Below are 16,960 nucleotides of genomic sequence, written 5' to 3'. Positions count from 1 at the left end.
GCCGAAAGGCGCGGGGGCGTAGCCCTGGATGTGTTCACCAGAACCCTGCAATTCCGGCGCAATTGGCGAAGACCCATTGATCCAGGGCGCACCGTAAGGTGCGAGGGCAGAGCCCTGGTTGGATTCGGGGAACACGCATATTGCGCAGCAATGTGATGTGTTCACCAGATCCCTTCGTTTCGGAACAGTGGGCTAAAACCAACGGATTCCAGAAGGCAGTGCCCGCTGCCATCCCCCTGAAAGGGGCTCTGCCCTGGGCGAAGCCAGGGCGCCCGCAGGGCAACTGCCAGATGCCACCGCTGTCAGCGGTGGCTTTTTTTATGCGCCAATGCAAGCAAAAATCAAGCGGAGTCAAGGGCGAACCATGTTCCCGCCAAGCTTGCCTCTGTCTTGGGTTACAAACGCTGCATTGGGCAGGCAGCGGCCATGTGTCATCTGCGCTGCATGCGCTGCCAACTGGAGAATCCTATGAAAGCAAGAACCGCTCTGTTGACCTTGATCGTGCTGCTGATCGTCTTCCTCGCCACGATGAACTGGCAGGTGCTGGGCCAGCCAAACGCCATCTCCCTGGGCTTCACCGTGGTGGAGGCGCCGCTGGGTCTGATCATGCTGTGCCTGACCAGCCTGCTGGCCGTGTTCTTTGTGGCCTATGTGCTGGCGCTGCAAGGCTCGGTGTTGATGGAGACCCGCCGCCACAACAAGGAAATGCTGGCCCAGCGCGAGCTGGCCGACAAGGCCGAGGCCTCGCGCTTCACCGAGCTGCGCACCGTGCTGGAGCTGCGCCACCAGGAAGCGCAGCAGCAACTGCTGCAGCGCATGGACGCGCTGGAAGAGCAGTTCAAGGCCCGCGCCCAGGAAAGCGACAACTCCACGGCCGCCTATGTGGGCCAGCTGGAGCAGCAGCTGCGCACCCGAGGCTCTGGCGCTGAAAGCGGCAGCACACCCGCCTAAACCCTGGAAATCCCCGGTCCGAAAAAAGCCGCGCTGCAAAGACAGGGCGGCCGGGGCAGGGGGCAAAGCGGCAGCGCCTGGCGCTGCCAACGCTGCATCACTTGAGGGTCAGAATCCAGGCCGCCAGCTTCTTGGCGTCGGCCTCATTCACCTGTGTGTTGGCAGGCATGGGAACAGGGCCCCAGACGCCGCTGCCGCCCTTGGTGATCTTGGTGGCCAGCTGGTTCACGGCATCTTTTTGACCGCTGTACTTGGTGGCCACATCCTGGTAGGACGGGCCCACCAGCTTTTTGTCTGTGGCGTGGCAGGCCATGCAGTTCTTGGATTTGGCCAGGGCCAGATCGGCCATGGCCGGTGTTACGGTGGCTGCGGCGGCAATGGCGAGGGCACATGCAACCAAGGGCTTGAACATCTCGGATTCCTTCAGGGGGTAGGGTGTTTTTGTCGCTGCATTGTAGAGGGGGCGGTCCGGCCGGTTGCCGGAAACAGAAGGTAAGCATGTGCTTGCCGTGTCTTGTCGCAAACATGCGGGTCCCCGCTGTTGCTGCCGTTGCGGAAGGAGCGTATTCGCCATCGGCGACGGCATTGGCTGGCCTGGTTTGGGCCCGTTGCCAGCTGCAAATGCCCGAGAACCCAAGCGCAGCCATCTTTTACGCCCGGTGCGTCCAAAGGACGCGGCTGGAAATGGGGCGGTGCGCTAGCGTTGGCTTCGGGGCCATACGGCATGCGCTGTGCAGGGCTGCTCTTCCATGGACACCCATGTGGCCCAGCGTGGGCATAATGAAACGTTCTCTTCAGACCAAGACATTCACCCCATGCCCGCATACCGCTCCAAAACCTCCACCGGTGGCCGCAACATGGCCGGTGCCCGCGCCCTGTGGCGTGCCACTGGCATGAAAGATGGCGACTTCGACAAGCCCATCATCGCCATCGCGAATTCCTTCACCCAGTTCGTGCCCGGCCACGTCCATTTGAAGGACATGGGCCAGCTGGTGGCGCGCGAGATCGAAAAAGCCGGTGGTGTGGCCAAGGAGTTCAACACCATTGCCGTGGACGACGGCATTGCCATGGGCCATGACGGCATGCTGTATTCGCTGCCCAGCCGCGATCTGATCGCCGACTCGGTGGAGTACATGGTCAATGCCCACTGCGCCGACGCGCTGGTGTGCATCTCCAACTGCGACAAGATCACGCCCGGCATGCTGATGGCTGCCATGCGCCTGAACATTCCGGTGATCTTTGTCTCTGGTGGCCCCATGGAAGCGGGCAAGACCAAGCTGGCCAATCCCGCCACCAATGTGATCGAGTTCAAGAAGCTGGACCTGGTGGATGCGATGGTGATTGCTGCTGACACCAATTACACCGACGAGCAGGTGGCCCAGGTTGAGCGCTCGGCCTGCCCCACCTGCGGTTCCTGCTCGGGCATGTTCACCGCCAATTCCATGAACTGCCTGACCGAGGCCCTGGGTCTGTCCCTGCCCGGCAATGGCACGGTGGTGGCCACCCACGCCGACCGCGAGCAGCTGTTTTTGCGCGCCGGCCGCCGCATCGTGGAGCTGGCCCGCCAGCATTACGAGCAGGACGACGACTCCGTGCTGCCGCGTTCCGTGGGCTTCAAGGCCTTTGAGAACTGCATCACGCTGGACATCGCCATGGGCGGCTCCACCAACACCATCTTGCACCTGCTGGCTATTGCCCAGGAGGCAGGTATTGACTTCACCATGGCCGACATCGACCGCCTCTCGCGCGTCGTGCCCCAGCTGTGCAAGGTGGCGCCCAATACCCAGAAGTATCACATCGAAGACGTGCACCGCGCGGGCGGCATCATGGCCATCCTGGGCGAGCTGGCCCGCGCCGGCAAGCTGCACACCGATGTGCCCACCGTGCACGCCAAGACCATGGCCGAGGCGCTGGCGCAGTGGGACATCACTGTTACGCAAGACGAAGCGGTGAAGCACTTCTACCTGGCCGGCCCTGCAGGCATTCCCACGCAGGTGGCATTCAGTCAGAGCACCCGCTGGCCCAGCCTGGACCTGGACCGCGCCGAGGGCTGCATACGTTCTTACGAGCATGCCTTCAGCAAGGAAGGCGGCCTGGCCGTGCTGTTCGGCAACATCGCCGAAAAAGGCTGTGTGGTGAAGTCGGCCGGCGTGGACGAATCCATCTTGGTGTTTGAAGGCCCGGCCCATGTGGTGGAGTCGCAGGACGAGGCCGTGGCCAACATCCTGGCCGACAAGGTCAAGGCCGGCGATGTGGTCATCGTGCGCTACGAAGGCCCCAAGGGCGGCCCCGGCATGCAGGAAATGCTCTACCCCACCAGCTACATCAAGTCCAAGGGCCTGGGCAAGGCCTGCGCGCTGCTGACCGATGGCCGCTTTTCCGGCGGCACATCCGGCCTGTCCATCGGCCACTGCTCGCCCGAAGCGGCAGCCGGTGGCGCCATCGGTTTGGTGCAAAACGGCGACCGCATCCGCATCGACATTCCCAATCGCAGCATCAATATGCTGGTCAGCGACGAAGAGCTGGCCCGCCGCCGCGAAGCGCAAAACGCCAAGGGCTGGAAGCCGGCCCAGCCGCGCCCACGCAAGGTCTCGGCCGCGCTCAAGGCCTATGCCAAGTTGGTGACCAGTGCCGATACCGGCGCCGTGCGCGATCTGTCGCTGCTGGACGATTGAGCGCTGCGCGCGACCGCTGTTGATGGCTCCTGATTCAGGAGCTGTTTGTACAGGTATACCAAGGGGTTGAAGGTGTTATAGCCTGATTAGCCACATACCTCAGATGAAGCTTCACGACGAATTGTGCTGCTGTTCGTACGTGACATTCTGAGGCCGGGACTCGCCCCGGCAGGCGACTTCATTTTCTTGAACGCTCAAGAAAACGGAAGCAAAAGAAACCGCCCCTACTGCCCATGTCCCTGCGCTTCGCTGCGGGCAAGCTCGGTGCTCGATCCCAGGGCGGTGCCGCAGAACTCGCGGCGCGGCTATGCCGCTCTGCTCAAACATGCTGCGGCAAGTCAGACCACGAAGCAGCTGTGTCCTATGGCACAGCTGCCCGCCCCGCGCTCTGCGCGCCGAGCCATGGGCAAAAGGGGGAAGGCGGGAACCGGATACCGGCCTTGCGTGGGCTGCGCCGTTGGTGAACCTTATCTCTGAACCCTCAATGTCTGTCGCTTCGTCACACTGCTGGCGCTGCGGTTGTTCCCCTTCTATACACGCCTGCGGCGCGCAGCACACAGGGCCGCATGGCTGCCGTAGGACAGCCATGCTTCGTAGACTGACTTGCCGCGGCTGTTCAAGCGGAGCGCTGCAAGCGCGCAGAGAGTTCTGCGGCAGGCCCTGTGTGTTGGGTGACGCAGGTTGCCCCAGCGCGACAGCGCTGGGGACGGGGATAGCAGGGGCGTGTTCTTTGGCTCCTTTCTTGCACGAGCAAGAAAGGAGCTCGCCCGCCGGGGCGAACTCCCGGCTTTGGAACATCACTTCACAACAGTGCCTGAGACAAGTATCTAATCAGGTGTTATAGCCTTCAACCCCTTGTGTTTGCTACACAGCCTGCTATGAAAAAAAGGCTTTGCAGGCTACCGATAATGCGGCTTTCAGCAAAGGAAGGCGCAAAGCCATGACAGGCCGGGGAACGCGCAGACAGTGGCTGCAGCACATGGGGATGTGGGCCGCAGCCGGCGGGGTGGCGGGCAGTGCCCTGGCCGCAGGAGCGGGGCGCTTCCCCACGCGGCCGCTGAAGCTCATCGTGCCCTTTGCGCCAGGTGGCTCGGCCGACATCGTGGCCCGCTTGCTGGCCGATGCTCTGCAGGCGCCGCTGGGCCAGGCCGTGGTGGTGGAGAACAAGGCCGGTGCCGGCGGCATGCTGGGCGCCGAAGCCGTGGCCCGCGCCGCGGCCGATGGCTACACCCTGGGCCTGGGCAGCATCAGCACCTTGGCCGTCAACCCCGTGGTGTTGCCCCAGCTGCGCGTGAACCCCTTGCAGGACCTGGCCATGGTGGCGCCGCTGGCATCGATTGCCTCGGTTTTCTCGGTCAGGCCTACGCTGGGTGTGGCGAACTTCGAGGGGCTGGTGCGCGCGGCACGGGTCCAGGGCGATCGCTGGGCCGTGGGCTCTTCCGGCGTGGGCTCGGCCGGACATTTGATCCTGGCCGCACTCAACCGCGAGCTGGGCCTGCGGCTGCGCCACATCCCCTACAAGGGCATGGGCCCGGTGGTGCAAAGCGTGCTGGCGGGTGATACCCAGGTGCTGAGCGACCAGTACCCGTCCTCGGCCAGCTTCATTGCCCAGGGCCTGCTGCAGCCGCTGGCCGTGGCTTCCGCGCAGCGCCTGCCGGCCTTGCCGCAAGTGCCTACGCTGGCCGAACTGGGCCATGCGGCGCTCAACCGCCTGGCCATCACCTGGCTGGGCCTGGTGGCGCCGGCCGGCACTCCCCAGGCCGTGCTGCAGCGCTTGAACACCGCCATCAACCAGGCCTTGCAGCACAGTGCGCTGCGCACCCGGCTGGAGCAGCTGGGCGTACAGCCCCTGGGAGGATCGGCCCTGCAGCTGCAGCGCATGGTGGAAGACACCACGGCACAGGTGCGCCAGCTGGTGTTGCAGGACAAGGTGCTGGAAGACACGCCCTAGAACTTGGGCAGCAAAATAGCTGTCTACGCTGATCTACTCAGCGTAGACAGCTATTGATAAATAAGTGATTGCCCCTGGCGTGGACATAAAAAACGCTCCCGGAGGAGCGTGTGCAGAGGTCGATGTGACCCGCTTGGTGGCAGGCCTTAAGCGGCCGGGCCCATCTGGCTTTGCAGGTAATTGGGCAGGCCGATCTTCTCGATCAGGCCCAGCTGCTTTTCCAGCCAGTAGGCGTGGTCTTCTTCGGTGTCCTTGAGCTGGGCCAGCAGCAGGTCGCGGCTTTGGTAGTCGGCATGGCGCTCGCACAGGGCCATGGCGGCGCGCAGGTTGTCGCGCACCTGGTATTCCACGGCCAGGTCCTTGCGCAGCATGGCTTCCACGGTGTCACCGGGCTCGAAGGCGTGGGGACGCATATCGGGCTTGCCACCCAGAAACAGAATGCGGCGCAGGATCACGTCGGCGTGCTGCGTCTCTTCTTCCATCTCATGGCCGATGCGCTCGTACAGGCGGGCAAAGCCCTGGTCTTCGTACTGGCGCGAGTGGATGAAGTACTGGTCCCGTGCGGCCAGCTCGCCGCGCAGCAGTTCTTTCAGGCATTCAATGACTTCGGGTTGGCCTTGCATGTTGTAGTTCTGTGAAGTGGATGATGGCCCGAGTATCCCGTGTCTGCGCCGCATGCCCAAATGCGCGGACCGAAATTCCCGCGCAAATCCGTACTGCATGCGGGCGCAACGCACTCGTATTCGCATTGGAGTGTTTGTACTCAGCGCGCCAGCGCCTGCAGCTTGGGGGCTGGGCGCAGACACCACAGCATGGCGGTCAGCACCGGCAACATGGCCCAGTTGATGGCCTGCCAGCCCAGAGTCTGCACCAGCAGGCCCGAGCCCATGGACATCAGTGCGGCCATGGCGCTGTTGCTCCATTCCATCATGGGCTGGGCCAGGGGGCGCTCGGCTGGCAGGTGGGCGCGGGTGAGCAAATTGGTGCCGGCCAGCAGCACCAGATTCCAGCCCGCACCCAGCAGCAGCGAGCTGGGCAGAAACTGCGTGATCTCCGTCCCGCTGAGCGCCCACAGCGCGCTGGCAGCCAGCAGCAGCACGCCGCACAAGGCCACGCGCGCCGGGCCAAAACGGTCGACTGCCGGGCCGGCCACCAGCGAGGGCAAAAACATGCCCAGCACATGCCACTGGATCACCATGGCCGCGCTCTGCAAGTCATGGCCGCAGCCATGCATGGCCAGCGGCGTGGCATTCATCACCAGAATCATCAGCCCATGGCCGCAGGCCGTCAGCAGCAAGGCCTGGCGCAGGGCAGGGCGCTGCCACAGCGCGCGGCGGGTGGCGGCTGCTTTTGTTTTAGGAGCGTTCTGTGCGCCGGGGTTCTGCATTGCAGCCGGTTTGGGCGCTGTATGCGCTGCAGGCCCCGGCAGTGCTTGCAGCAGGATGCAGGCCAGCGCAGCCAGACCGGCCAGGGCCAGGTAGGCGCCGCCAAATGTTGCGCCCAGCAGGTGGCGGCTGTGCAGTGCCAGCGTGGGCGCCAGCAGGGCGGCGGCAATGCCGCCGGCCACCACCCAGGCTGTGGCCCGGCCCTGGTCGCCGGTGGCCACGCCTTCCAGTGCCGCAAAACGGTAATAGCCGGCCGAGGCCTGATAAGCGCCCACCAGCAGCACGCCCAGGCTGAACAGGGCAAAGCTGTTCAGCTGGATGCCCGCGGTGCTGGTCAGGCCGCCGGCCATGCCCAGCAAGGCCCCGCGCTGCAGCGCCCGGCGCGTGCCGATGCGGGCCATCCAGCGGGCCATGGGCCCCACGGTCAGCAGGCTGCCCGCCACCAGCAGGGCCAGCGGCGCGGTGGCCAGCTGTGGCCAGGGGGCGAGCTGCTGGCCGACCAGGCCGGTGAGGGTGATGCCGATGATGGAGCAGCTCCAGTACAGGGCCTGGCCCAGACTGAGCACGGCAAGCGAAGGGTGTTGGCGTATCAGCATTTTGGTGAGATGTGAGTGGGTGATTCGTTTGGCGTTGTGGGGTGGGGTTTAGGGCCCGCTGCGCTGCTCGGGCCCGCTCCGGCAGGCACGGGAAACGAATGCAGCGGCCTCAACCGCCTGCTTTCAGGCGGGCAGTTGCTAATCAGAGGTCAGAAAAATCGTTGTGGCTATCCGGTGCCAAAGCGCTGGGCAAAGGCCTGGGGGCTGATGGCCAGATGGCGCTGAAAGCTGCGTCTCAGGGTTTCGGCGTGGCCAAAGCCGCACAGGCGCGCCACGGTGCTGACCGAGGCCTGTCGCTGGCTGAGCAATTGGCTGGCGGCGGCCAGGCGCACGCGTTCCACATAGCGGGCCGGCGTGGTGCCCAGCTCGCGCTGAAAGACCCGGGCCAGGGTGCGTGGGGGGAGGCAGGCCTGGGCGGCCAGGCGCTCCACCCCCAGGTCATCGGCCAACTGGCCGGGAATCCATTCCAGCAACTGCGCCAGGCGCGGAGCCTGCGTGGTCTCGGGCGAGAGCAGGGGGCTGAACTGGGCCTGGCCACCGGGGCGGCGCATAAACATCACCAGATGGCGGGCCACGGACAGGGCCAGGGGACGGCCCAGATCAGCCTCCACCAAGGCCAGGGCCAGGTCTATGCCCGCAGTCACGCCTGCCGAGGTAAAGCGCCGCGACTGCACGGGGTGGTGGGCGTCATAGGTGTGCAGGCAGTCACCATCGATAGGGCTGTCCGGGCAGCAGCGCTGCAGCTGTTTCAGCCGCAGCCAGTGGGTGGTGGCATGCACGCCATCGAGCAGGCCGGCCTGGGCCAGCACCAGGGCACCGGAGCAGACCGAGCCCATGCGCTGCACCTGGGGGGCGGCCTGGGTCAGCCAGTGCCGCAGTCCCAGGTGGGCGGCGGCGGCGTCGGCTCCATCGCCTCCAGGCACCAGCACGGTGGTGGCGGGGTGCAGCACCACGGCATTCCAGGCCTGCTCGGCGTGCAGCCCCAGGCCGGCGCTGCTGCGCACAGGGCCGGCAGCCTCGGCCGCAAATACCAGCTGGTAGAAGGGCGGCAGGCCGTGGCGACCGCGCTCGTCGTTGGCCGTGGCAAACACCTGCATGGGGCCGGTGACATCCAGGCTCATCACCCCGGGGTAGAGCAGGCACACCACCTGGTGCTGCCCGCTGCTGGGGCGGGCGCCGGGTGCTGCGCCGCGCCGCTGGCGCGAGCGGGCCGGTGCGGATGGGGTGGTGGCGGCAGTGGTGGGTGCGGCTGGCATGGCGCCAGTGTGCGGCGCAAGGGCGGTGGCAGCAAGGACATTGTCCCCACCTTTTCTGCCATTTTGTGGGGAATGGGGCGCAAAAGAAGAGGGCATCTGACCGGGGTGCCAGCCAGGCCTGCGGCACAATGAACGCCATGCTGATGTATCCCCAGATCAATCCCGTGGCCCTGCAAGTGGGGTCGCTGGCCATCCACTGGTATGGCCTGACTTACCTGGCTGCTTTTGGCCTGTTTCTGTGGCTGGGCACGCGCCGCCTGCGCCACCCGCCTTTCAGCCGCATGGCGGTGGTGACGGCCTGGACGCGCAAGGATGTGGAAGACATCTTGTTCTTGGGCGTGCTGGGGGTGATCGTGGGCGGGCGCCTGGGTTACTGCCTGTTCTACAAGCCCGGTTTTTATCTGGCCAACCCGCTGCAGATTTTTTATGTGTGGGAAGGCGGCATGAGCTTTCACGGCGGCCTGCTGGGGGTTGTGGCCACCATGCTGTGGTTCGCCCATTCGCGCAAGCGCCACTGGCTGCAGGTGGCCGACTTTGTGGCGCCCTGTGTGCCCACGGGCCTGGCGGCCGGGCGTGTCGGCAACTTCATCAATGGCGAGCTGTGGGGTCGTTTTGCCAGCCCCGAGCTGCCCTGGGCCATGGTGTTCCCGCAAAGCGGCTCGCTGCAGCCGCGCCATCCTTCGCAGATCTACCAGTTTTTGCTAGAGGGCTTGCTGCTGTTCGTGCTGCTGTGGCTGTATGCCCGCAAGGAGCATCGCCAGGGCCAGGTGGCTGCGGTGTTTTTGATGGGTTATGGCCTGCTGCGCTTTGTGGCCGAGTACTTCCGTGAGCCCGATGACTATCTGGGCCTGCTGTCGCTGGGCATGAGCATGGGCCAGTGGCTTTGCGTGCCCATGGTGGCTGGGGGTGCGGCGCTGTGGCTGTGGTCGCAACGCAGCCAGCCGCTGCCGCAGTCACTGTGACAGATTGGCGACAGATTTTCGGCGAGTGAGGCCTGCGAAGGGCTTGCGGTCTGCATAAGATGCTATCTTTGCCATAGTGGCCGCAGCGCTGCTGCAGCCTCTTTTTTTCGGGTGGTTCGGCCCGCATGGTGGCCGACCCTGATTGCAGGATCCTCTTCATGAACGTTGCTTCCGAATGGTTTGCCCGCAGCATGTCCCTGCTGCGTAACTCCCAACAGGCCAGCCCTGCAGAGGAAGCGAGCAAGGCGATACGCCCGCTGGCGCAGCGACTGAAGTCCACGCTGCGCCGTGGCGCCGAAGCCAATCCCCCACATGTGCTGCGCAAATTGCTGGAGGACTTGCGTGCCGCCGCCAACGAGCGGGTCAGCGAGGTGGAGGGCGCGCGCCATGCCAAGGAAGTGATGGTCTGGTATGCCACGGCCACCGCAGCACAGCGCCAGGACCTGTGGCAGCTGCTGTGCGAGCTGTTTGGCCCGGATGCCCAGCGCCTGGATGCTGCCCTTGCGCAATGTGAGAAGGCCGAGTCGCCGGGTGAGCAGGCGCAGGCCGAGATCGCATTGCGCCGTGCGCTGGTGTCGGAGCGCACCCGGCTGCTGCAGCGTTTTTCCGTGCCCGAAGGGGGCATGCGTTTTCTGGTCGACCTGCGTGCCGAACTGCTGGCCCTGCCCAAGGCCGACAAGCGCTTTGTGGTGCTGGATGCCGAGCTGGAGTCGCTGTTTGCCACCTGGTTTGATATGGCGTTTCTGGAGCTGCGCCGGCTGAGTTGGGACTCCCCGGCCTCGCTGCTGGAAAAGCTGATCCAGTACGAGGCCGTGCACGACATCCGCAGCTGGGCCGATCTGAAGAACCGCCTGGACTGCGATCGCCGCTGCTATGGCTTCTTCCATCCCCGATTGCCCAACGAGCCGCTGATTTTTGTGGAGGTGGCACTGCTCGACCATATGGCCGCCGGCATCACGCCGCTGCTGGACGAGCATGCCGCACCCGAAGACCTGGCCAAGGCCACCACGGCCATTTTCTACTCCATCAGCAACACCCAGACCGGGTTGCGGGGTGTGAGTTTTGGCAATTCGCTGATCAAGCATGTGGTGGAAACCTTGCTGCAGGAGTTCCCCAAGCTCAAGCATTTCGCCACCCTCTCGCCCATCCCGGGCCTGCGTGGCTGGCTGAACAAGCAGGGCGACAAGCTGCTTTCGCAATGGGACGAGAAACGCCACCAGGAAGTGGCCAAGGCCTTGAAGACACAGGCCCCCGTCAAGGTGGCCGATCTGGTGGCCGCTGCCGACGGCGCCCTGGAATGGAAGGAAGACGCCGTGCTGCGCAAGGCCCTGAGCTGGTGTGCCGCCCAATACCTGGGGCGGGAGCTGAAAGAAGGCCGCCCGCTAGACCCCGTGGCGCGTTTTCACCTGGGCAATGGCGCCCGCGTGGAGCGGCTGAACTGGGGGGGCGACCCCTCGAACAAGGGGCTGAAGCAGTCCTTTGGCTTGATGGTCAACTACCTCTATGACTTGAAGCGTCTGGACAAGCACCGCGCGATGCTGGCCGAGGGCAAGCTGCCGCTCTCGGGTGAGATGGAGGCGTTGTGCAAGATGAAATGAGCTCCCCCCTGAGTCGCCTGTGGCGCCTTCCCCCCAGGGGGACGACACCAGCGCGGCGGGGCGGCCCTTGCGCGGTGTCTTTCGCATGGAGGCGCGCCGGTTTTAGACGGCGGGGTTGCAAGCAGGTGCTTGCGGCACTGCAGGCAACCCTGTGGGTGCCTGCGCGCTGTGCCGACGGGGCATTTGGGAGCACCGATGCAGCGTAGGCAGATGGGTGCGCTGCTGGGGGCTGCCGGTCTGGGTATGGCCCTGCCTGCCTGGGTGCAGAGGCCAGCGGCTGCCGGCCGCATTCCGCCGGGTGAGCTGGAGCTGACCGTGCCCTTTCCGGCCGGGGGCAATTCGGCCTTGTTGGCCAAGACGCTGGTGCGCCAGTTCCGCAAGGAAACATCCCAGGCCATGCGCCTGGAATACCGCGGTGGTGCGGGCGGCACGGCGGGGGCGGGCTATGTGGCCAAGGCACCGGCCGATGGCCTGCATCTGCTGATGGGGGGCTCCAGCATGCTGGTCTCCCGTGCCTTGCTGCTGCAGCTGGATGTGGATTTGTACGAGGACTTTGCGCCCCTGGCCCTGGTGGCCGAAATGCCGCTGGTGTTGCTGGTCAATCCGCGCCGTCTGAACACCCGCAGCTGGCCCGAGCTGCTGGCCGAGCTGCGGCGCAGGCCCCAGCGTTACCGCTATGCGTCGGCGGGCGTGGGCTCATCCAACCATGTGGTGGGGGAATGGTTCAAGCATGAAACCGGAGCCTTGCTGGAGCATGTGCCCTACAAGGGGTCCGGGCCGGCCATGCTGGATGTGATCCAGGGCAATGCGGAGCTGATGATCGATGGCCTGGGTTCGGCCCTGCCGCATCTGCAGGCCGACCGGCTGCGTGCGGCCTTTGTCACCAGCGCCGAGCGTTCGCCGTTGCTGCCCGATGTGCCCACCGCACGCGAGCTGGGGCTGACGGATTTTCAGACCCTGGCCTGGTATGGCATCTTCGCGCCCAAGGCCACGCCCCAGGCCGTGCAGGCCCAGCTGATCGAGGTGTTTCGCTCCATGTCCCAGGCGCCTGCGGTGCGTCAGGCTTGGCAGGCCGTGGGCACGCGCTGGCCCGGTTTGTACGGGGCGGACTTCGCCCGTTTCTTGCAAGAGGAAATGAAGCACTGGGCCGGCATCGTGCGCCAGACCGGCGCTGCTGCGCGGCCGTGAAGCATCTTCTTGCGGTGTCACTTGGGCCACCTCGGTGGCCGTTCGATCTTTCTGGATATCTCCCATGACTGGACACATCACGCTGCAGCCCTGGAGCGCGCAGCCCGCGCATGCAGGCATTTACCGCGTCACCGTGCAGCACGACGGAAAACTCAACGCCATGTCGCGCGGCATGTGGGTGCAGCTGAAGACGGTGTTCACCGAGCTGTCCCGGCGCCCTGACCTACGCTGCGTGGTGGTGCAGGGTGAGGGCGAGGCTTTTTGCGCCGGCGGCGACATTGCCGAGTACCCGGGCTTTCGCTTTGATGCCGCTGCACTCGCTCATTTTCACGAGGCCGAGGTATGGGGCGGGTTGCAGGCCATGCTGGATTGCCCGGTGCCCTTGATTGCCTCCATACGCGGCGCCTGCATGGGGGCGGGCGTGGAGATGGCCAGCTGCTGTGACCTGCGTCTGGCCACGGCGCAGGCCAAGTTTGGCGCGCCCATTGCCAAGCTGGGCTTTCCCATGGCGCCGCGCGAGCTGGAGCTGGTGGGGCGCGAGCTGGGCAGCATGCTGGCGCGGCGCATGCTGCTGGAGGCTGCTGTGTTCAATGCGGCTGAAATGGCGCAGCAGGGTTTTATCGGCAGCGTGGTGGATGCGCCACAACTGGAGGCCGAGGTGCAGCGCACGGCCGAGCGCGTGGCCCAGCTTTCGCCCCAGGCGGCAAGGCTGAACAAGCAGGCGCTGCGCGCCATTGCGGCCGGTGGTGCCCAGGCTGTGGCGCAGCCCTATGCCTATGCCGACTCACGCGAGCACCGTGAAGGCATTGCGGCCTTCCTGGAAAAGCGTACGGCGGTTTTCTGATCCCCCCCCTGGGGGACGGCACCAACGCGTCGGGGCGGCCCTTGCGTGGTGCCTCTGACATGGGGCGTGTCGGCTTTGGTGGTTTCTGGAGTCAGCCCAGGTCTTTACACGCAGACAGAAAGCTCCGTGGGTGGAGGCTGCTCATGCCAGGGGCTGCGTTGGTTTTCTCGGCGCTGTGAGAGCGGGAGTCGGCGCCGCGTGCTTTGGGGCTATATGGGCGCTAGCGTATATGGGGTGCGCTGTGGGTGCTCTTAAAAGCAAAGCGGCGCCTCAAGCGCCGCCATGCGTGGGCAGCGCCATCAGGCCCTGCCGGGATTAAGCCAGCATTAGCAGCCGAGTGGGCTGCAGCGGCTTAGCGCAGCACCAGTACTGGAATCTCCGAGTGCGTGAGAACATGCTGTGTTTCGCTGCCCAGCAACAGGCGCTTCAGACCCTTGCGGCCATGCGAGGCCATGACGATTAGATCCGCTTTTTGCTTGGTGGCGGCCGACATGATGGCTTCGGCCACCAGGTCCGACTTGGCGATGCTGGTCTTGACCTTCACGCCCACGGCTTGGCCTTCTTCCTTGACCTTGTCCAGCATGGCCTGTGCCAGCTCGGACCATTTGGCTTCGATGCGCTTGATCTCGGTGTTGTCCACCGTCACGCCACCCTCCAGATAGCTGCGGGGATAGCGCGGGACCACCTTGAGCGCCACCACGGTGGCGCCGCAGAGCTTGGCCAGGGCCAGGGCGTTGGCCACGGCTTTGTCGGAAAGAGGGGAGCCGTCGGTGGCAACCAGAATGCGTTCGTACATGTGTTATCTCCTAATTTGCAAGCGGACAGGTCAAAGCTTAGAGCGGTTGCTGGCATCGATCTTGATGCACATCAATACGTTCATCATCGCGCCCGTTACGCTTCAGCCATGTCCCACGAAACCCTGAGTCCATCGCGGGCGCGCGAGCGGGTTGCGCTTGATTCGGGCCGCCTGGATGACTCTGGCAGTGTTTCGCTGCTCGATGATCCGTTGGAGTGGGGCTCGTTCGGGCGTCCTGCTGCTGCGTCCCATGACCGCGCTCAAACCGAGGTCGTCGACCCCTTGCAAGTTCCGCTATGGGAGTCGCATGTGGTGCTCGACGGCATGCACTGCGCCACCTGCGCGCTGACCATCGAGGCGGCGCTGAACGCCGTACCAGGCGTGCAGCGCGCCGATGTCAGCGGTGCCACCCACCGTGCCAAGGTGCAATGGGATCCGGAGCAGGTACGCCCCTCGCAGTGGATGGCGGCCATCCAGCAGGTGGGTTACGGCGTGCTCCCCGCGCGCGACGCGCATGCCCGCGAGCTGCGCCAGGCCGAAAACCGCCGTGCACTGTGGCGTTGGCTGGTGGCAGGTTTTTGCATGATGCAGGTGATGATGTACGCATGGCCTGCCTACGAGGCCAGGCCGGGCGATCTGACGCAGGAGATGGAAACCCTGCTGCGCTGGGCCTCCTGGGTCATCAGCATTCCCGTGATTCTCTTTGCCTGCGGGCCATTTTTCCGCAGCGCCTGGCGTGATCTGCGCACGCGCAGCATCAGCATGGACCTGCCTGTGGCCGTGGGCATGCTGATCACCTTTGTGGTGAGCTCCATGGGGACCTTCGACCCGGATGGTCCTTTTGGCAAAGAAGTCTTCTACGACTCGCTGACCATGTTCGCCTTCTTCCTGCTGTCCGGGCGCTGGCTGGAGCTGCGTCTGCGCGACAAAACAGCGGGTGCCCTGGAAGCCGTGATGAACCGCCTGCCCGACAGCGTGGAGCGGCGCCTGGCAGAGGGCGGCTGGGAGCGCGTGGCCGTGCGCCGCCTGCAGGCCGGTGATGTGGTGCGGGTGCTGGCGGGCGAGGCCTTTCCCGCCGATGGTGTGGTGGTCCAGGGCCAGACCCATGCCGATGAGGCCCTGTTGACGGGCGAATCCACACCGGTGCGCAAGGCCGAGGGTGATGCCGTGACCGCAGGCAGCTACAACCTGGGCAATCCGGTGGAAGTGGCCGTGGATGTGGTGGGCGGCCAGACCCGTTTTGCCCAGATCGTGGACCTGATGGAAAGCGCCGCGCTGCAAAAGCCGCGCCTGGCGCAGCTGGCCGATCGCGTGGCCAAGCCGTTTTTGCTGGTGGTGATGCTGGCTGCGCTGGCAGCTGGCCTGTACTGGTGGCCCAGCAACCCCAGCCACGCCATGATGGTGGCGGTGGCCATTTTGATTGTGACCTGCCCTTGCGCACTGTCACTGGCCACGCCGGTGGCCATGCTGTCGGCTGCAGGATCTATGGCCCGGCAGGGTGTGCTGGTGCGCAATCTGCAGGCCCTGGAATCGCTGGCCGAGGCAGACACCCTGGTGTTCGACAAAACCGGCACGCTGACGCAGGACGGTATGCAAATCATGGGTGTGGACCTGGCTCCCGGTAGCCCCGCGGCATCGGCCGATGCCGCACTGGCACTTGCCGGCCTGTTGGGCGGGCAGTCGGCCCACCCGGTGTCACGGGCGCTGGCGCTGGCTGCGCAAGGGTTGGCAGCGCCAGCAGTGGCCTGGCAGCTGCAAAGCGTGGAAGAAACCGCGGGCGCCGGCTTGCGCGCCCAGCTGCTGGATGCGCAAGGCGCCGTGCATGTGCTGCGCCTGGGTTCCTGGCGCTTTGCGGGCCAGGACCAGGCCGTGGATGGGCTGCAGCGCGTGTACCTGGCCGAAGAGACCGAAGCGGGCCTGCTTCCCTGGGCCAGTGTGCGCCTGAGCGAAGGCCTGCGCCCCGAGGCCCGAGCCGTGGTGGCTGCGCTGGGCCAGGCGGGCATGACGCTGCACCTGCTTTCTGGTGACCGCGATGCCGCCGTGCAACACATGGCCCAGGCCGCTGGCATTGCCCATGCGCGCAGCGAATGCACACCCCAGGACAAATTGGAGGCCCTGCAGGCTTTGCAGGCCCAGGGCCGCCGTGTGGCCATGGTGGGTGATGGTTTGAATGATGGCCCGGTGCTGGCGGGGGCCCATGTGTCTTTTGCCTTTGGCCGCGCCGTGCCGCTGGCGCAGTCGCGCTCGGACTTTGTGGTGCTGGGCGATGACTTGGGCCTGATTGCGCAAAGCGTGCTGCTGGCCCGCAAAACCATGCGCATCGTGCGCCAGAACCTGGCCTGGGCCGCGGCGTACAACGCCGTCAGCATTCCGCTGGCGGTGATGGGCTGGATGCCAGCCTGGCTGGCGGGTCTGGGCATGGCGCTGAGCTCGCTGCTGGTGGTGCTCAATGCGGCACGCCTGGCCAAGCCTTTGCCTGTGGCCGCAGGGCAGCAGGGGCAGGGCGGTGCTGCCGTCCGCCAAGGGGACGACGCCGCTGGCGCGGCCCCGCTTCTGGGAGTGCGGTAATGGATATTTTGTATTTGCTGGTGCCGCTGTCTGTGGTGTTGGTGCTGGCGATCTTGGCGGCCTTGTGGTGGGCAGTCTACCGAGGGCAGTTCGAAAGCGTGGAGCAGGAGGGCGAGCGCATTCTTCGAGACGATTGATGATCGTCAACACTCAAAAAAACGATTCAATGAACACTTTCAGTGCTAATTAA

At 65.2% G+C, this 16,960-nt stretch carries 14 protein-coding genes; 9 read left to right on the top strand and 5 right to left on the bottom strand.

Annotated elements, in window-relative coordinates; all coding sequences use genetic code 11:
- The first annotated feature begins 468 nt into the window (after nucleotides 1–468).
- Complete coding sequence (locus ACA027_RS13560; protein WP_370678751.1) at nucleotides 469–951, top strand: LapA family protein; 483 nt, start codon at nucleotides 469–471, stop codon at nucleotides 949–951.
- Between the two features lie 97 nt (nucleotides 952–1,048).
- Here the strand turns inward: ACA027_RS13560 and ACA027_RS13555 are convergent, their stop codons facing one another.
- Nucleotides 1,049–1,363 carry a c-type cytochrome gene (locus ACA027_RS13555; RefSeq protein WP_370678750.1) on the bottom strand — a complete coding sequence of 105 codons (315 nt, stop codon included), beginning with the start codon at nucleotides 1,361–1,363 and terminating at the stop codon, nucleotides 1,049–1,051.
- Nucleotides 1,364–1,766: 403 nt separating this feature from the next.
- Between ACA027_RS13555 and ilvD the strand changes: the two genes are divergently transcribed.
- Together ilvD and ACA027_RS13545 are read left to right on the top strand one after the other, a co-directional pair.
- Nucleotides 1,767–3,626 (top strand): dihydroxy-acid dehydratase, encoded by a 1,860-nt coding sequence (gene ilvD / locus ACA027_RS13550; RefSeq protein WP_370678749.1) that lies wholly within the window; start codon nucleotides 1,767–1,769, stop codon nucleotides 3,624–3,626.
- Between the two features lie 940 nt (nucleotides 3,627–4,566).
- Nucleotides 4,567–5,577 (top strand): Bug family tripartite tricarboxylate transporter substrate binding protein, encoded by a 1,011-nt coding sequence (locus tag ACA027_RS13545; RefSeq protein WP_370678748.1) that lies wholly within the window; start codon nucleotides 4,567–4,569, stop codon nucleotides 5,575–5,577.
- Nucleotides 5,578–5,723: 146 nt separating this feature from the next.
- Here the strand turns inward: ACA027_RS13545 and bfr are convergent, their stop codons facing one another.
- The 3 genes from bfr to ACA027_RS13530 form a co-directional block, all read right to left on the bottom strand.
- Nucleotides 5,724–6,200: a bacterioferritin gene (gene bfr / locus ACA027_RS13540; RefSeq protein ID WP_370678747.1), complete on the bottom strand. Its 477-nt coding sequence runs from the start codon at nucleotides 6,198–6,200 to the stop codon at nucleotides 5,724–5,726.
- Between the two features lie 140 nt (nucleotides 6,201–6,340).
- Nucleotides 6,341–7,558, bottom strand: a complete 1,218-nt coding sequence (locus ACA027_RS13535) for an MFS transporter (RefSeq protein ID WP_370678746.1) — start codon at nucleotides 7,556–7,558, stop codon at nucleotides 6,341–6,343.
- A 167-nt stretch (nucleotides 7,559–7,725) separates the two neighbouring features.
- Nucleotides 7,726–8,814, bottom strand: a complete 1,089-nt coding sequence (locus ACA027_RS13530; RefSeq protein WP_370678745.1) for a GlxA family transcriptional regulator — start codon at nucleotides 8,812–8,814, stop codon at nucleotides 7,726–7,728.
- A 137-nt stretch (nucleotides 8,815–8,951) separates the two neighbouring features.
- Here ACA027_RS13530 and lgt point away from each other — a divergent pair, with 137 nt between their 5' ends.
- From lgt to ACA027_RS13510, 4 genes are all read left to right on the top strand, one after another.
- Nucleotides 8,952–9,776, top strand: coding sequence for a prolipoprotein diacylglyceryl transferase (lgt, locus tag ACA027_RS13525; protein WP_370678744.1), 825 nt, complete (start codon nucleotides 8,952–8,954; stop codon nucleotides 9,774–9,776).
- 158 nt (nucleotides 9,777–9,934) lie between these two features.
- The gene (locus ACA027_RS13520) at nucleotides 9,935–11,374 is read left to right on the top strand and encodes a malonyl-CoA decarboxylase (protein ID WP_370678743.1); all 1,440 of its coding nucleotides are present in this window, start codon (nucleotides 9,935–9,937) and stop codon (nucleotides 11,372–11,374) included.
- A gap of 195 nt (nucleotides 11,375–11,569) precedes the next feature.
- Nucleotides 11,570–12,562 carry a Bug family tripartite tricarboxylate transporter substrate binding protein gene (locus ACA027_RS13515; RefSeq protein WP_370678742.1) on the top strand — a complete coding sequence of 331 codons (993 nt, stop codon included), beginning with the start codon at nucleotides 11,570–11,572 and terminating at the stop codon, nucleotides 12,560–12,562.
- A 64-nt stretch (nucleotides 12,563–12,626) separates the two neighbouring features.
- A complete protein-coding gene (locus ACA027_RS13510; RefSeq protein WP_370678741.1) occupies nucleotides 12,627–13,406 on the top strand; it encodes an enoyl-CoA hydratase/isomerase family protein in 780 nt (259 codons plus the stop codon).
- Between the two features lie 352 nt (nucleotides 13,407–13,758).
- Here ACA027_RS13510 and ACA027_RS13505 read toward each other — a convergent pair whose 3' ends face one another.
- A complete protein-coding gene (locus ACA027_RS13505; RefSeq protein WP_370678740.1) occupies nucleotides 13,759–14,202 on the bottom strand; it encodes a universal stress protein in 444 nt (147 codons plus the stop codon).
- 108 nt (nucleotides 14,203–14,310) lie between these two features.
- Here ACA027_RS13505 and ACA027_RS13500 point away from each other — a divergent pair, with 108 nt between their 5' ends.
- Both ACA027_RS13500 and ccoS read left to right on the top strand, forming a co-directional pair.
- Entirely contained in the window at nucleotides 14,311–16,770 is a 2,460-nt protein-coding gene (locus tag ACA027_RS13500; protein WP_370678739.1) for a heavy metal translocating P-type ATPase, read from the top strand.
- On the top strand, nucleotides 16,770–16,907 hold the full coding sequence (gene ccoS / locus ACA027_RS13495; protein ID WP_370678738.1) for a cbb3-type cytochrome oxidase assembly protein CcoS: 138 nt from the start codon (nucleotides 16,770–16,772) through the stop codon (nucleotides 16,905–16,907). Before ACA027_RS13500 ends, ccoS begins: the two co-directional genes overlap by 1 nt.
- Nucleotides 16,908–16,960: the final 53 nt, after the last annotated feature.

Source organism: Comamonas sp. GB3 AK4-5 (genome assembly GCF_041320665.1).
Taxonomy (GTDB): Bacteria; Pseudomonadota; Gammaproteobacteria; order Burkholderiales; family Burkholderiaceae_C; genus Comamonas.
The sequence above is the reverse complement of the archived record's forward strand: the minus strand, read 5'-3'. Positions and strand labels throughout refer to the sequence as shown.

What these genes read in the sequence shown, in the direction of transcription:
- ACA027_RS13500 (WP_370678739.1), top strand. Translation starts at nt 14,311, where the DNA reads ATGTCCCACGAAACCCTGAGTCCATCGCGGGCGCGCGAGCGGGTTGCG.
- ACA027_RS13530 (WP_370678745.1), bottom strand. Translation starts at nt 8,814, where the DNA reads ATGCCAGCCGCACCCACCACTGCCGCCACCACCCCATCCGCACCGGCC.
- ACA027_RS13535 (WP_370678746.1), bottom strand. Translation starts at nt 7,558, where the DNA reads ATGCTGATACGCCAACACCCTTCGCTTGCCGTGCTCAGTCTGGGCCAG.
- ACA027_RS13560 (WP_370678751.1), top strand. Translation starts at nt 469, where the DNA reads ATGAAAGCAAGAACCGCTCTGTTGACCTTGATCGTGCTGCTGATCGTC.
- ACA027_RS13515 (WP_370678742.1), top strand. Translation starts at nt 11,570, where the DNA reads ATGCAGCGTAGGCAGATGGGTGCGCTGCTGGGGGCTGCCGGTCTGGGT.
- ACA027_RS13520 (WP_370678743.1), top strand. Translation starts at nt 9,935, where the DNA reads ATGAACGTTGCTTCCGAATGGTTTGCCCGCAGCATGTCCCTGCTGCGT.
- bfr (WP_370678747.1), bottom strand. Translation starts at nt 6,200, where the DNA reads ATGCAAGGCCAACCCGAAGTCATTGAATGCCTGAAAGAACTGCTGCGC.
- ACA027_RS13505 (WP_370678740.1), bottom strand. Translation starts at nt 14,202, where the DNA reads ATGTACGAACGCATTCTGGTTGCCACCGACGGCTCCCCTCTTTCCGAC.
- ccoS (WP_370678738.1), top strand. Translation starts at nt 16,770, where the DNA reads ATGGATATTTTGTATTTGCTGGTGCCGCTGTCTGTGGTGTTGGTGCTG.
- ilvD (WP_370678749.1), top strand. Translation starts at nt 1,767, where the DNA reads ATGCCCGCATACCGCTCCAAAACCTCCACCGGTGGCCGCAACATGGCC.
- lgt (WP_370678744.1), top strand. Translation starts at nt 8,952, where the DNA reads ATGCTGATGTATCCCCAGATCAATCCCGTGGCCCTGCAAGTGGGGTCG.
- ACA027_RS13545 (WP_370678748.1), top strand. Translation starts at nt 4,567, where the DNA reads ATGACAGGCCGGGGAACGCGCAGACAGTGGCTGCAGCACATGGGGATG.
- ACA027_RS13510 (WP_370678741.1), top strand. Translation starts at nt 12,627, where the DNA reads ATGACTGGACACATCACGCTGCAGCCCTGGAGCGCGCAGCCCGCGCAT.
- ACA027_RS13555 (WP_370678750.1), bottom strand. Translation starts at nt 1,363, where the DNA reads ATGTTCAAGCCCTTGGTTGCATGTGCCCTCGCCATTGCCGCCGCAGCC.